This is a genomic window from Kitasatospora sp. NPDC004669, assembly GCF_040609455.1.
GTDB lineage: Bacteria > Actinomycetota > Actinomycetes > Streptomycetales > Streptomycetaceae > Kitasatospora.
The window spans coordinates 1-14,149 of sequence record NZ_JBEXKB010000023.1 but is presented as its reverse complement, the minus strand read 5'-3'; the positions used below and the strand labels follow the sequence as shown (position 1 = coordinate 14,149).

14 protein-coding genes are annotated in these 14,149 nt (G+C 70.1%); 5 read left to right on the top strand and 9 right to left on the bottom strand.

The genetic code is table 11. The annotated features are described in order from the left end of the window. Positions 1 to 22: 22 nt before the first annotated feature. Together ABZW30_RS20445 and uvrA are read right to left on the bottom strand one after the other, a co-directional pair. Entirely contained in the window at positions 23 to 475 is a 453-nt protein-coding gene (locus ABZW30_RS20445; protein ID WP_355672546.1) for a Rieske (2Fe-2S) protein, read from the bottom strand. A gap of 116 nt (positions 476 to 591) precedes the next feature. Continuing rightward, positions 592 to 3,501 (bottom strand): excinuclease ABC subunit UvrA, encoded by a 2,910-nt coding sequence (uvrA, locus tag ABZW30_RS20440; RefSeq protein WP_355672545.1) that lies wholly within the window; start codon positions 3,499 to 3,501, stop codon positions 592 to 594. A gap of 267 nt (positions 3,502 to 3,768) precedes the next feature. Between uvrA and ABZW30_RS20435 the strand changes: the two genes are divergently transcribed. Continuing rightward, positions 3,769 to 4,503 (top strand): maleylpyruvate isomerase family mycothiol-dependent enzyme, encoded by a 735-nt coding sequence (locus tag ABZW30_RS20435; RefSeq protein WP_355672544.1) that lies wholly within the window; start codon positions 3,769 to 3,771, stop codon positions 4,501 to 4,503. Positions 4,504 to 4,560: 57 nt separating this feature from the next. After that, complete coding sequence (locus tag ABZW30_RS20430) at positions 4,561 to 5,214, top strand: MBL fold metallo-hydrolase (protein ID WP_355672543.1); 654 nt, start codon at positions 4,561 to 4,563, stop codon at positions 5,212 to 5,214. A gap of 259 nt (positions 5,215 to 5,473) precedes the next feature. On the opposite strand, the gene ABZW30_RS20425 is transcribed toward ABZW30_RS20430, so the two are convergent. Next, positions 5,474 to 5,737, bottom strand: coding sequence for a hypothetical protein (locus ABZW30_RS20425; protein WP_355672542.1), 264 nt, complete (start codon positions 5,735 to 5,737; stop codon positions 5,474 to 5,476). Between the two features lie 104 nt (positions 5,738 to 5,841). On the opposite strand from ABZW30_RS20425, the gene ABZW30_RS20420 reads away from it, so the two are divergent. Then, positions 5,842 to 6,597 carry a GntR family transcriptional regulator gene (locus tag ABZW30_RS20420; protein ID WP_355672541.1) on the top strand — a complete coding sequence of 252 codons (756 nt, stop codon included), beginning with the start codon at positions 5,842 to 5,844 and terminating at the stop codon, positions 6,595 to 6,597. Between the two features lie 54 nt (positions 6,598 to 6,651). On the opposite strand, the gene ABZW30_RS20415 is transcribed toward ABZW30_RS20420, so the two are convergent. The 6 genes from ABZW30_RS20415 to zapE all read right to left on the bottom strand — a co-directional run bounded on the left by ABZW30_RS20415 (position 6,652) and on the right by zapE (position 12,588). Continuing rightward, on the bottom strand, positions 6,652 to 7,632 hold the full coding sequence (locus tag ABZW30_RS20415) for a TerC family protein (RefSeq protein ID WP_355672540.1): 981 nt from the start codon (positions 7,630 to 7,632) through the stop codon (positions 6,652 to 6,654). 196 nt (positions 7,633 to 7,828) lie between these two features. Beyond that, the gene (locus ABZW30_RS20410; protein ID WP_355672539.1) at positions 7,829 to 8,407 is read right to left on the bottom strand and encodes a TerD family protein; all 579 of its coding nucleotides are present in this window, start codon (positions 8,405 to 8,407) and stop codon (positions 7,829 to 7,831) included. A gap of 252 nt (positions 8,408 to 8,659) precedes the next feature. After that, a complete protein-coding gene (gene uvrB, locus ABZW30_RS20405; protein ID WP_355672538.1) occupies positions 8,660 to 10,756 on the bottom strand; it encodes an excinuclease ABC subunit UvrB in 2,097 nt (698 codons plus the stop codon). Between the two features lie 44 nt (positions 10,757 to 10,800). Further along, positions 10,801 to 11,109: a helix-turn-helix transcriptional regulator gene (locus ABZW30_RS20400; RefSeq protein ID WP_355672537.1), complete on the bottom strand. Its 309-nt coding sequence runs from the start codon at positions 11,107 to 11,109 to the stop codon at positions 10,801 to 10,803. Then, positions 11,106 to 11,483 (bottom strand): type II toxin-antitoxin system RelE/ParE family toxin, encoded by a 378-nt coding sequence (locus ABZW30_RS20395; RefSeq protein ID WP_355672536.1) that lies wholly within the window; start codon positions 11,481 to 11,483, stop codon positions 11,106 to 11,108. The genes ABZW30_RS20400 and ABZW30_RS20395 overlap by 4 nt, the downstream gene beginning before the upstream one ends. Positions 11,484 to 11,541: 58 nt before the next feature. Then, positions 11,542 to 12,588, bottom strand: a complete 1,047-nt coding sequence (zapE, locus tag ABZW30_RS20390; RefSeq protein WP_355672645.1) for a cell division protein ZapE — start codon at positions 12,586 to 12,588, stop codon at positions 11,542 to 11,544. A 179-nt stretch (positions 12,589 to 12,767) separates the two neighbouring features. On the opposite strand from zapE, the gene ABZW30_RS20385 reads away from it, so the two are divergent. After that, complete coding sequence (locus tag ABZW30_RS20385; protein WP_355672535.1) at positions 12,768 to 13,544, top strand: pyrimidine reductase family protein; 777 nt, start codon at positions 12,768 to 12,770, stop codon at positions 13,542 to 13,544. Between the two features lie 65 nt (positions 13,545 to 13,609). Then, positions 13,610 to 14,071, top strand: a complete 462-nt coding sequence (locus ABZW30_RS20380) for an indole-3-glycerol phosphate synthase (protein ID WP_355672534.1) — start codon at positions 13,610 to 13,612, stop codon at positions 14,069 to 14,071. Positions 14,072 to 14,149: the final 78 nt, after the last annotated feature.

Genomic DNA, 14,149 nt, shown 5'->3' with positions numbered 1-14,149 from the left:
AATCGAGAGGAGCTCAACTGCTTCAGCTCGGGGTGACCTTGAGGTTCCCACCCTCGACCGTGACGGTGTAGGCGGGCAGCGGGCTGGGCGCCGGTCCGTCCTGCACCGCGCCGTCGGCGATGCCGAACCGGCTGCCGTGGCAGGGGCACTGGATCTGCTCCTTCTTGACCTGGTCCACGATGCAGCCGGCGTGGGTGCACTTGGCGCTGAAGGCCTTGTACTGGCCGGCGGTCGGTTGGGTGACCACGATCTTCTGCTCGCGGAAGACCTTGCCGCCGCCCTCCGGGATCGCCGAGGCCGGGCCGAGGTCCACCGGGCCCTTGGGGGCGCTGCTGGAGTCGGAGGAGCCGGAGGAGCCGGAGGAGGAGCTGCAGCCGGTGAGCGCCACGGTGCCGCCGACCGCCAGTGCGGCCGCGGCCCCGCAGAGCAGGGAGCGGCGGGAGGTGGCGGGGCTGGTCTCGGGGGCCTCGGACATCGGTGCGCTCCTGGCGGGTTCGGCTACGGGACGGGCCACGGCTGGGTGGGCCCGTGGAAGTCTATGCGGCACGCGCCCCGCCGCTCCCGGATGGGAACGGCGGGGCGCGATCCGTCCTACTTCTTGGCGGCGGCCCGCTTGCGCGGCGCCCTCTTGGCGGGTGCCGCGACCGGGGCGTCCGCGAAGTCGCCCGGCAGGATGTCCCGCAGGAACTTGCCGGTGTGGCTCTCCGGGACGGCCGCGATCTGCTCCGGGGTGCCTTCGGCGACCACCGTGCCGCCGCCGGAGCCGCCCTCGGGGCCCATGTCGACGACCCAGTCGGCGGTCTTGATCACATCGAGGTTGTGCTCGATGACGATCACCGTGTTGCCCTTGTCGACCAGCCCGCTGAGCACCTTGATCAACTTGCTGATGTCCTCGAAGTGCAGACCGGTGGTGGGCTCGTCCAGCACGTAGACCGTCCGCCCGGTGGAGCGCTTCTGCAGCTCCGACGCGAGCTTGACGCGCTGCGCCTCGCCGCCGGAGAGCGTCGGCGCGGACTGGCCGAGCCGGACGTATCCGAGGCCGACGTCGTTGAGCGTCCTGAGGTGGCGGGCGATCGCCGGGACGGCCTCGAAGAAGCCCAGCGCCTCCTCGATCGGCATGTCCAGCACCTCGGCGATGGACTTGCCCTTGTAGTGGACCTCCAGCGTCTCCCGGTTGTACCGGGCACCGTGACAGACCTCGCACGGCACGTAGACGTCCGGCAGGAAGTTCATCTCGATCTTGATGGTGCCGTCGCCGGTGCAGTTCTCGCAGCGGCCGCCCTTGACGTTGAAGGAGAAGCGGCCGGGCAGGTAGCCGCGGACCTTGGCCTCCTGGGTCTCCGCGAAGAGCCGGCGGACGTGGTCGAACACTCCGGTGTAGGTGGCCGGGTTGGACCGCGGGGTGCGGCCGATCGGCGACTGGTCGACGTGGACCACCTTGTCCACCAGGTCGGTGCCGGTGATCCGGGTGTGCCGGCCGGGCACGCTGCGGGCGCCGTTCAGCTCCCGGGCGAGGTGGGTGTAGAGGATGTCGTTGACCAGCGTCGACTTGCCGGAGCCGGAGACGCCGGTGATCGCGGTCAGGGTGCCGAGCGGGAAGCCGACCGTGACGTCCTTGAGGTTGTGCTCGCGGGCGCCGTGGACGGTCAGCTGGCGCTTCTTGTCCCGGTCGCGGCGGGCGGCCGGGATCGGGATGGACCTCTTGCCGGAGAGGTACTGGCCGGTCAGCGACTCCTTGTTGCCGAGCAGCTGCTTCAGCGAACCGGAGTGCACCACCTTGCCGCCGTGCTCGCCGGCGCCCGGGCCGATGTCCACCACCCAGTCCGCGGTCTTGATGGTGTCCTCGTCGTGCTCGACCACGATCAGGGTGTTGCCGATGTCGCGCAGCCGCACCAGCGTCTCGATCAGCCGGTGGTTGTCCCGCTGGTGCAGGCCGATGGACGGCTCGTCCAGCACGTACAGCACGCCGACCAGGCCGGAACCGATCTGGGTGGCCAGCCGGATGCGCTGGGCCTCGCCGCCGGACAGGGTGCCGGCCGCGCGGTCCAGGGAGAGGTAGTCCAGGCCGACGTCGACCAGGAAGCGCAGCCGCTCGTTGACCTCCTTGAGGACCCGCTCGGCGATCTGCTTGTCCCGGTCGTTGAGCTTCATCGCGCCCAGGAACTCGGCGCAGTCGCTGATCGACATCGACGAGACGTCGGCGATCGACTTCTCCTCGACGGTGACCGCGAGCACCACCGGCTTGAGCCGAGTGCCCTCACAGGTCGGGCAGGGCACCTCGCGCATGTAGCCCTCGAAGCGCTCGCGGCTGCTGTCGCTCTCCGCCTCGGTGTGCCGGCGCTGGATGAACGGGACGGCGCCCTCGAAGCCGGTGCTGTACGAGCGCTCGCGGCCGAAGCGGTTGCGGTAACGGACCTGCACCTGGTGCTTGTGCCCGTACAGCAGCGCCTTCTTGGCGCGGGCGGGCAGCCCGGCCCAGGGGATGTCGGTGCGGAAGCCGAGCTCCTCGGCCAGCGCGTCGATCAGGCGCTGGAAGTACTCCTTGGCGTGCCCGGCCGACCACGGGTGGATCGCGCCCTCGTCCAGCGAGCGCTCCGGGTCCGGCACGACCAGCTCCGGGTCGACCTCCATCCGGTTGCCCAGGCCCGAGCAGTCCGGGCAGGCGCCGAACGGCGAGTTGAAGGAGAACGAGCGCGGCTCCAGCTCCTCGAACGACACGTCGTCGTACGGGCAGTAGAGGTGCTCGGAGTACATCCGCTCGCGCTCCGGGTCGTCCTCCGGGAGGTCGACGAAGTCCAGCACGACCATGCCGCCGGACAGCCGCAGGGCCGTCTCCACCGAGTCGGTGAGCCGCCGCTTGGCGCTCTCCTTGACGGTCAGGCGGTCGACCACCACCTCGACGGTGTGCTTCTCCTGCTTCTTCAGCTTCGGCGGCTCGGCGAGCTGGATCGTCTCGCCGTCCACCCGGGCGCGGGAGTAGCCCTTGGACTGGAGGTCGGCGAAGAGGTCGACGAACTCGCCCTTGCGCTCGCGCACCACCGGGCTGAGCACCTGGAACCGGGTGCCCTCGGCGAGCTCCAGCACCTTGTCCACGATCGCCTGCGGCGACTGCTTGGCGATCGGGCGGCCGCAGTGCGGACAGTGCGGCTTGCCGATCCGGGCGAACAGCAGGCGCAGGTAGTCGTAGACCTCGGTGATGGTGCCGACGGTCGAACGGGGGTTGCGGTTGGTGGACTTCTGGTCGATCGAGACGGCCGGGGAGAGGCCCTCGATGAAGTCCACGTCGGGCTTGTCCATCTGCCCGAGGAACTGGCGGGCGTACGAGGACAGCGACTCGACGTAGCGGCGCTGGCCCTCGGCGAAGATCGTGTCGAAGGCGAGCGAGGACTTGCCGGAGCCGGAGAGGCCCGTGAAGACGATGAGGGAGTCGCGGGGCAGGTCGAGCGAGACGTTCTTGAGGTTGTGCTCGCGAGCACCGCGGACGATGAGGCGGTCGGCCACTGCTTCTGGCGCCTTTCTCCGGGGCGAGATGGCTTGCGGTGAGATTCGGTCTTCTTCCAGGATGCGGCAGCCAGCCTATAGCTCAGACGTTCGAATCTCGACTCTGTCCAGTGGAGACCACCCGAACGAGTGAGGGCCACCCCGGGGCCGTCCGCACCCGGACCGAAAAAAGCCCTGCTCAGAGACCGGATTCGGCGATAGCGTCGCCTGGTCAACGAGCGAAGCCCTCCTCGGGCAACGCGCCGTCTCGCACAGAAGGCAGATTCGATGTCCGACTCGCACTCCGCCGCCGCTCTAGCCACCGAGCGACTGAACCTGGTCGAGGCAAGCACCCGGCGCATGCTGGAGACCGTCTCCGCGCTGTTGCCGGAGGCCGTCACCGAGCCCTCCGCGCTCCCCGGCTGGACCCGCGGCCACGTGCTGGCCCACATCGCCCGCAACGCCGACTCCCTGGTCAACCTGCTGACCGGCGCCCGCACCGGCACCGACATCCCGCAGTACGCCAGCGAGCAGGCCCGCGACCAGGGCATCGAGGACGGCGCCGGCCGCCCGCTGGACACCCAGCTCACCGACCTTCGCGAGTCGCACGAGGGCTTCGCCGCGGCCGCCGCGCTGATGACCGACGAGGACTGGGCCGCCGAGGTGCGCCACCGCTCCGGCGCCGTCTTCCCGGCCTGCGACCTCGTCTGGAAGCGTCTCGCCGAGGTCGAGTACCACCTGGTCGACCTGGACGGCGGCTACTCCTCCGACGAGTGGCCGGAGCTGTTCACCGTCACCGAGTTCCACAAGCTCGCCGCCAAGCTGCGCGGCGCCGACCTGCCCGCCGTCGAGCTGGTCGCCGAGGACACCGGGGACCGCGGCCTGATCGGCTCGGGCCCCGTTTCGCTGACCGTCCAGGGCCCGGTCCGAGCCCTGCTCGCCTGGCTCTCCGGCCGCTCCGACGGCGCAGGCCTGCGCCGCACCCCCGACACCGCGCTGCCCCAGCTTCCCCCGCTGGGCTGACGGGGCCAGGATGATCCTGAACCCTGTTGTAGCCGGACCCGGACGAGGAGCGGACTGATGACGTACCACGGAGCGGTCAAGGTCGGCGGGCCGCCGGACGTGCGCGAGCTGGCGCACCTGATCATCACCAAGGTGGCCGTCGGCCCGTACGACAACAACGCCTACCTGCTGCGCTGCCGGGCCACCGACGAGCAGCTGCTGATCGACGCGGCCGCCGACGCACCGGTGCTGCTGGAGACCGTCGGGGACGACCTCGAAACGGTGGTCACCACCCACCGGCACCACGACCACTGGGGCGCGCTCGCCGAGGTCGTCGCCACCACCGGCGCCCGTACCGCCGCCGGACAGCACGACGCCGAGGGCATCGACGTGCCGACCGAGCTGCTGCTCACCGACGGCGACAAACTGCGGGTCGGCGACGTCGAGCTCACCGTCCGGCACCTGGTCGGCCACACCCCGGGCGCGATCGTGCTGATCTACGACGACCCCCAGGGCCACCCGCACGTCTTCACCGGCGACTGCCTCTTCCCGGGCGGCGTCGGCAACACCTGGGGCGACCCGGAGGCCTTCAGGAGCCTCTTCCGGGACGTCAACGAGAAGATCTTCGACGTCCTCCCGGACGAGGCCTGGGTCTACCCCGGCCACGGCAACGACACCACCGTCGGCGCCGAGCGCCCACACCTGGAGGAGTGGCGCGAGCGCGGCTGGTGACGAATTCGGGCCGGTCGGCTCCACCCGGAGCCGACCGGCCCGAATCACGGCTCGCCTCCTGAGAGATGCCGAGCACACGCACACGACGGCTCCATGCAGAGACACACCAGGGCGACGGCCCCGGACACCTCCCGGATACCACCGGGACAGGCCCCGTGCGCATCGAGCTGACACTCGGCGCTGACGTAGCGCCCGGCCTTGCCCACGTCGAGGCGGATCACAAGGCCGGTCGGCGAGTCCGACCAGCGGGCGGTAGCGGTCACGACCAGGCCCCCATGTCGATCATGTTGAAGTCCTCCAGCTCGACCCAGACGACGACCTCGCCGGTGGCGTCGGTGGAGCCCCACTCGCAGCCCGACCGGAGAATGTCGAGCACCTCGGTCCATTGCGTGGACGAGGTGTCGGCCGGCGCGGTCGTCGAGAGTCGCACGCGACCCGCTTTTCCCTTGGTAATTCGCACGGGAGCCCCAGCAGCCTGGCCGAGAGAGGCCTTGAACAGACTTGTGCGCATGCTGATCTGCACCGACGTTCCCCTTATCGGTACGGTGAAATCGTATCGATGGAGTAGCGGCGCGAGCGTTACGGTGTCAGCCGCAACGCACCATTCGGAGCGAGGAAGGCCGAGGCGTGAGCGACACACCCTCTTACCTGCACGTCGCGGACGCCCTGCGCGGCCACATCACCTCCCGGCGGCTTCAGCCGGGCGATCGGATGCCGTCCATCAGTGCGCTCCAGCGCGAGCACAACGTGTCGACCGGCGTGATCCAGCGGGCCTACGCCGTGTTGATCGATGAAGGACTCGTGCTCGCCCGCCCGGGTGCCGGGTACTACGTCAAGTCCCAGGAGCCACCGGCCGTCCTGGTGCGGCGCCAGCGCGTTGCGCCCGGCGACGGATCGCCGACGGAGGCCGCCCTCGCACGGCAAGGCGTGGTCGGCACTTGGCGGCACGAGTCGCAGCCTCGTGCCGCCGACGCCCGGATCGCAGCTCGACTGGAGATCCAGCCCGGCGATCCGGTGATGCACACCAGCTACGTCTACCTGGCCGACGGCGATCCGGCGCAGCTGGCCGAGAGCTGGGAGCCCATGGCGGCCACCGGAGGAAGCCTGATCGTCCTACCGGAGGCCGGTCCACACGCAGGCATCGGCGTCGCCGACCGGATGGCCCTCATCGGCATCGAGGTCGGCACCCCGGTCGAGCGGGTCACCGCCCGCCAGGCCAGCCGCTCCGAGGCCCAGGCCCTTGGCGTCGCGCCCGCTGTGCCCGTGATGGCGATCGAGCGCACCTACTACGACCAGGCCACCGGCCAGCCAGTCGAGACCGCCGATGTCGTGCTGCTCGGCTCGCGCTGGATCGCCGAGTACGGCCGACGCCCGCAGAACTGAGCCCCGCCGCCGGATCGCTATCCGGCAGCGGGGCTCCAGCTCATTCAATTTCGATCAGGCGGCGAGCTTCTCGGGCTCCTTCTCGGTCCGCTCCTGCTTCTTGGAGGCCATCAGGCTGGTCACCGTGGTGACGGCCAGTACGACGACGATGAAACCGAGCGAGAACGGGATGCCGATCTCCGGGACGTTCGCGCCGGCCTCGTGGGCGGCGTGCAGCACCAGTTTCACGCCGATGAAGCCGAGGATCACCGACAGGCCGTAGCTCAGGTGGACCAGCTTCTTCAGCAGGCCGCCGATCAGGAAGTACAGCTGGCGCAGGCCCATCAGGGCGAAGGCGTTGGCGGTGAAGACGATGTACGGGTCCTGGGTGAGGCCGAAGATGGCCGGGATCGAGTCCAGGGCGAACAGCACGTCGGTCGTACCGATCGCGAGCATGACGATCAGCATCGGGGTGATCAGCCGGCGGCCGTTCTCCCGGATGAAGAGCTTGGTGCCGTGGTACTTGTCGGTCGACGGGAAACTTCGTTCGATCGACTTGAGCAGGCGGCTCTCCTCGTACTCCTCGTCCTCCTCGTCGGCCCGGGCCTCCTTGATCAGCTTCCACGCCGTCCAGATCAGGAAGGCGCCGAAGATGAAGAACACCCAGGAGAGCTGCGCCACCAGCGCCGCGCCGCCCGCGATGAACACCGCGCGGAGCACCAGGGCGATGATCACGCCGAACATCAGCACGCGCTGCTGGTAGACCCTGGGCACCGCGAACTTGCCCATGATCAGGATGAACACGAAGAGGTTGTCGACGCTGAGCGACTTCTCGGTGATGTAGCCGGCGAAGAACTCGCCCGCCGACTGCCCTCCGGAGTGCCACCAGAGGAACCCGCCGAAGAGCACCGCCAGCGCGACCCAGACGGCCGTCCAGATCCCGGCCTCCTTGATCGAGACCTCGTGCGGCTTGCGGCCCCCGATGAAGAAGTCGGCCACGACCAGTGCGATCAGCACACCGATCGTGGTGACCCACATGGTTACGGAAACGTCCATGACTGCTCCTCCGGCAGCTAGGCGAGACAGGTCGTCACTGCCGGAGGTCTCTTCCGCCCATCGGGCCAGCGCCCCGGGGTGCCGCGACGGGCACCCGTGATGACGGGGTCGGCTGTCGAGGAATACTCCCCTCCGCTGCCATCGAGAGTAACAGGAGAGGCAAGAGAAGGTAAAGAAGGTAAAGGACCGTCAGGGGTCAGAGGAACGGCTCGATCGCCGGCAGCAGGTCCTGGAAGGTCCGCCCCTTGGCCGGGGCGCCGATCGCCTGCATCTCCCAGCCGCCGTTACCGTCCCGGACCACCTTGGCCATGATCTGCCCGGTGTGCGGCCCGCCGCCCGCCAGCTCGTACCGGGCCAGCTCCACCCCGGTGGTCTCGTCCAGCAGTCGGCAGTGCGCCCGGCTCACCTCGGCGAAGGTCTGCCCGGTGTACGAGCTGACCGTGAACACCACCTGGGTGATGTGCGCCGGCACGTGCAGCAGGTCGACCAGGATCGCCTCGTCGTCCTCGGCGCCGGTGCCGCCCACCAGGTTGTCCCCGGTGTGCCGCACCGAGCCGTCGGTGGACTCCAGGTGCTGGAAGAACACCACGTCGGACGGGGTCTTCTCGGCGTACAGCAGCGCCGAGGCGTCCAGGTCGATCTTCCTGGTCCGGCTGCCGAACAGGCCCCGCTTGGGGGCGGCCTGCCAGCCGAGCCCCATCCGGACCACGGTCAGGGTGCCGCCCGCCCCCTTCTGGAGGCTGACCCGCTGCCCCTTGGCAAGGTTCACCGACACGACGTTGTCCTCTCTGCCGGCCACGCGGTCACACCCGCACGGCTCCCGGTGGAACACCCCGTCGCCGTCCCCCGGCTGAGGCCCCCTCTGCAATACGGCCCGCAACCCCGTCCGGGGGCGCGATGCCGCAGGCCAGCCTAGGGCCTGCGGCACCCCCGACTCCTCCGGGTCACCCGGTTTGTGGCAAGGCTGAGACACCACCGGGCTTGACCGGTGCAGGAACCGGCCAAGCCCGACGCACCGGTGGACGGGTCAGGCCACACCGGCCTCGCGCATCTGCCGCAGTTCCTTCTTCAGCTCCTTCACCTCGTCGCGCAGCCGTGCCGCGACCTCGAACTGGAGATCGGCGGCCGCCGTGTGCATCCGGTCGGTCATCTCCTGGATCAGGTCCGCCAGCTCGGCGGCCGGCATCGACTTGGCGGGCTTGCGCTCCGAGCCCAGCATCGGCACCGGGGCCTTGCCGGCCTTCTGGCCCGCGCCGCGGTAGCCGGTGGAGAGCAGCTCGTCGGTGTCCACGTCCTCGCGGGCGAGGGTGTCCAGGATGTCGCCGATCTTCTTCCGCAGCGGCTGCGGGTCGATCCCGTGCTCCTTGTTGTAGGCCTGCTGGACGACCCGGCGGCGGTTGGTCTCCTCGATCGCCTTCTCCATCGAGGGGGTGATCCGGTCCGCGTACATGTGGACCTGGCCGGAGACGTTGCGGGCGGCGCGGCCGATGGTCTGGATGAGTGACGTGCCGGAGCGCAGGAAGCCCTCCTTGTCGGCGTCCAGGATCGCCACCAGCGACACCTCGGGCAGGTCCAGGCCCTCGCGCAGCAGGTTGATGCCGACCAGCACGTCGAACCGGCCCGCGCGCAGCTCGCGCAGCAGCTCGACCCGGCGCAGGGTGTCCACGTCGCTGTGCAGGTACCGGACCCGGATGTCCAGGCCGAGCATGTAGTCGGTGAGGTCCTCGGCCATCTTCTTGGTCAGCGTGGTGACCAGGACGCGCTCGTCCCGCTCCACCCGCTTGCGGACCTCGTGCACCAGGTCGTCGATCTGGCCCTCGGTCGGCTTGACGATCACCTCGGGGTCGATCAGGCCGGTCGGGCGGATGATCTGCTCGACCTGACCGTCACCGCGGGACAGCTCGTACGGGCCGGGCGTCGCCGACAGGTACACCGTCTGACCGATCCGCCCGAGGAACTCCTCCCACTTCAGCGGGCGGTTGTCCATCGCGGACGGCAGCCGGAAGCCGTGCTCGACCAGGGTGCGCTTGCGCGAGGCGTCGCCCTCGTACATCGCGCCGATCTGCGGGACGGTGACGTGCGACTCGTCGATGACCAGGAGGAAGTCCTCCGGGAAGTAGTCCAGCAGGGTGTTCGGCGGGGAGCCGGGCTCGCGGCCGTCGAAGTGCATCGAGTAGTTCTCGACGCCCGAACAGGTGCCGATCTGGCGCAGCATCTCGATGTCGTAGGTGGTGCGCATGCGCAGCCGCTGGGCCTCCAGCAGCTTGCCCTGCTTCTCCAGCTTGGCGAGCGTCTGCTCCAGTTCCTGCTCGATGCCGGTGACCGCCCGCTCCATGCGCTCGGGGCCGGCCACGTAGTGCGAGGCGGGGAAGACGTAGATCTGCTCGTCCTGGCTGATGATCTCGCCGGTGAGCGGGTGCAGGGTGTAGAGCGCCTCGATCTCGTCGCCGAACATCTCGATCCGGACGGCGAGCTCCTCGTAGACCGGGAAGATCTCGATGGTGTCGCCGCGGACCCGGAAGGTGCCCCGGGTGAAGGCCACGTCGTTGCGCGCGTACTGGATGTCGACGAAGCGGCGCAGCAGCACGTCGCGGTCGATCTCCTGGCCGACCTTGAGCGGCACCATCCGGTCCACGTACTCCTGCGGGGTGCCCAGGCCGTAGATGCAGGAGACCGAGGCGACCACGATCACGTCGCGGCGGGTGAGCAGCGAGTTGGTGGCCGAGTGCCGCAGCCGCTCGACCTCCTCGTTGATCGAGGAGTCCTTCTCGATGTAGGTGTCCGTCTGCGGGACGTACGCCTCGGGCTGGTAGTAGTCGTAGTACGAGACGAAGTACTCGACCGCGTTGTTCGGCAGCAGCTCGCGGAACTCGTTCGCCAGCTGCGCGGCCAGCGTCTTGTTCGGCGCCATCACCAGGGTGGGGCGCTGCAGCTTCTCGATCATCCAGGCCGTCGTGGCCGACTTGCCGGTACCGGTGGCACCGAGCAGCACGACGTCCTTCTCCCCTCCCCTGATCCGTCGCTCCAGCTCGGCGATCGCCGCCGGCTGGTCGCCGTTCGGCTGGAAGGGACTGACGACCTCGAAGGGCGCCACGGACCGCTCAATACTCGTGATGGGACGCACGACTCCACCGTACGACCCACCACCGACAGGCGGTGCCGGTTCGCTCAGGCCGCGTGGGCCTCGAAGCTCATGGCCGGCTCTCGGGCGGGGTCGATCCGCACGACGGAGTCGAAGGCGGCGGCCAGCCGCTCGATCAGCGGCAGCGTGGGGTCGACGCCGCTCTCCTCGATGCTCTCGACCGTCTCCTCATCCAGCCCGGCCCGCTCGGCGAGCTGGGCCGGGCTCCAGCCGAGCGCGGAGCGGCGGGCGTACACGGCCTCGGCCAGCGCCATCCGCCGCCCGGCCGCGCGGTACTCCTCGCTCTCGCGGTGCTCCGCCGGCACGACCCAGCTGGTGTGGTAGCCGCTGCTCATCGCTGCTCCTCCCGGTCGTAGATCTCGTGATCGGCGGCGGGCAAGTGCTCCGCCTCGCAGACCTTCTGAGCGCGGCGCGCCCGTTCGACCTGATCGGTCTCGCGGTTCCCAGTCTTGCGGAAGACCGTCAGGAGCACAGCCCTCCGCCCCGGTGCGAGCCAGTACGTGATGCGTACGGGCCCGATCCGCAGCTCCCTCAGCGGCCCGCCCAGGTGGCTCGCCAGGGGGAACGGCAGCGTCTCACCGTCCTCGGCGAGCCGGTCGGCGGCGCGCTCGGCCGCACGGTACTCCGCGAGCGGGCAGTTCTGGAGCCAGACCCGCACCTCGGGCTCGATCTCGATCTCGTAGCCCGTCCGGGACTCGTCACCGGTCACGCCTCTCCCCCTTGCTCGGCAGTCGGAACAACTGCCGAGCAAGGGGGAAGGTCACGGCTCAGGCCTTCGCGCTGTCCCGGGCCAGGGCGACCAGGCGGGAGATGGCCCGCAGGTACTTCTTGCGGTAGCCGCCGCGCAGCATGTCCTCCGGGAAGACCTGGTCGAAGGGCAGGCCGGAGGCGGTGATGGGCAGCTCGCGGTCGTACATCCGGTCGGCCAGCACGACCAGGCGCAGCGCGGTGGACTGGTCGTCGACCTGCCGCACGCCGCGCAGGCAGACCGCGGTGACGTCGTCCAGCAGCGCACCGTAGCGGCTGGGGTGGACGGCGGAGAGGTGGGCGAGCAGGGCGTCGAAGTCGTCCAGCGAGGCGCCGGGGGTGCGGTCGGCGACGGCCTCGACGGTCTCGTCGGTGTACGGCGGCGGGGCGTCGGGCAGGCCGCGGTGGCGGTAGTCCTGGCCGTCGATCCGCATCGGGCGGAAGTGCGCGGACAGACCCTGGATCTCGCGCAGGAAGTCGGCGGCGGCGAAGCGGCCCTCGCCGAGCTTCTCCGGCAAGGTGTTCGAGGTGGCGCAGAGCTTGACGCCGTTCTCGACCAGGCGGCCGAGCAGGGTGGAGACCAGGACGGTGTCGCCCGGGTCGTCCAGCTCGAACTCGTCGATGCAGAGCAGCGTGTGCCCCGAGAGGGTCTGGACGGCCTGCTGGAAGCCGAGCGCACCGACCAGGTTGGTCAGCTCCACGAAGGTGCCGAAGGCCTTGGGGCCGGGAGCGGCGTGCCAGAGCGAGGCGAGCAGGTGGGTCTTGCCGACGCCGTAACCGCCGTCGAGGTAGACCCCGGCCGGGCCGGTGGGCACGGGGGCGGAGCGGCGGAACCAGCTGCGCTTGGGCGCGGAACCGTTTCCTCCGCCGAGGGTGCCCGCGAACTGCTCCAGGACCTGGACGGCCTCGTGCTGGCTGGGCTGGGTCGGGTCCGGGATGTACGTCCCGAAGCTCACGTCGGCGAACCGGGGCGGCGGGACCATCTCGGCGACCAGCCGCTCGGCGGGCACGACGGGGCGGCGGTCGGTGAGCGCGATCGGGTTGCCGGCCGGGCTCGCGGCGGCTATGGACTCGGTCGCGGTGGCGGGGCGGGAGGCTGCGGGCACATCTGTAGAGGGTACGCCTGGTCCCCGCGGCCCCCGAACCGGCTCCGAACCGGCTCCGAACCGCCCCCGGACCGGCCCCGGACGGGCCCCCAACCACCTCCGGACGGCCCCGGACGGCCCAGCGGTGGAACACTGAGGGCATGCAACAGTTGATCAGCCCGCTGGGCGAGCCGGTCGCCGATCCGGCCGCGCTGGAGTCGCTCGCCGCCGTCTACGCGTACCCCGACCAGGTGAATCGGGGGCGTCCCTGGTTGCGCGCCAACATGGTGGCGGGCCTGGACGGCGGGGCGAAGCTCGACGGTCTGTCCGAGGGCCTGTCCGGCGACGCGGACAAGCGGATCTTCGGTGTGCTGCGCGCCCTGTCGGACGTGGTGCTGGTGGGCGCCGAGACGGTCCGCGCGGAGGGCTACCGGCCGGCCCGGGCCCGGAAGGAGTTCGCCGCGGCGCGGGCCGCGGCGGGGCAGGCCCCGGCCCCGGCGATCGCGATCGTGAGCCGCTCGCTGGACCTCGACCTGGGCGCGCCGCTGTTCACGGAACCGCTGGTCAGGACGGTGGTGATCACCGTCGAGGACGCTCCGGAGGAGCGCCGCCGGGCGGTCGCCGAGGTAGCCGACCTGGTGCTCGCCGGGCGGGGTTCGGTGGACCTGCGGGCGGGGGTGGCGGCCCTGGCGGAGCGGGGCTGGACCCGCTTGCTGAGCGAGGGCGGCCCGCGGCTGCTGGGACAGCTGGCGGCCGCGGGTCTGCTGGACGAGCTGTGCCTGTCGCTGGCCCCGTTGATCACGGGCGGCGGCGCGCCGCGCATCATCCACGATGCGGAAATGCCTGACGTGCAACGGATGCGGCTGGTCTCATTGATCGAGCAGAAAGGATTCCTCTTCACCCGCTACTTGCGTCACCTGGGTTCGATGACCCCGTGACCCCCCGATCGTGATCCCGTTATGCGATGCCGGGGCCCGGGGGTCGGCCACTGGAAGGGACTCACGTGTTCAAGACGGTACTGATGATCGAAAAGGCTCTCTCCGACGCGGACGTGGAGCTCGTCACGACGCTCCACAGCGACGAGAAGGTGTCCTTCGTCGTCCTGATGCAGCCGCGCGGCAAGCAGGACGAACTGCTGCGGGCGCTGGACGACGTCGCCCTCGGCCACCTCGACAAGGTGGTGCACGAGCACGACGAGTCCGGGAGCAGCCCGACCGTGGCCGGCGAATCGCTGGAGCACAGCCTGCGCCACCTGCGCCAGGCCGGCGCCGAGGCGGTCGGCGAACTGGTCGAGGACAAGCCGCTGGACCGGCTGCGCGAGGTGGTCGGGCAGCAGGAGGCGGACGAGGTGGTGGTGCTCACCTCACCGCACTTCGTGGAGGAGTTCTTCCATCGCGACTGGGCCTCCCAGGCCCGGCACAAGGTGGGGGTCCCGGTGCTGAGGCTGTTCGCCAGCGACTCGTAGGGTTCGTCGTCGGACTCCCGCAGGCGGGAGTCCCCGAGGAAGGCGTCGAAGAGGTTGGACAGGGTGGACTTGCCGGAA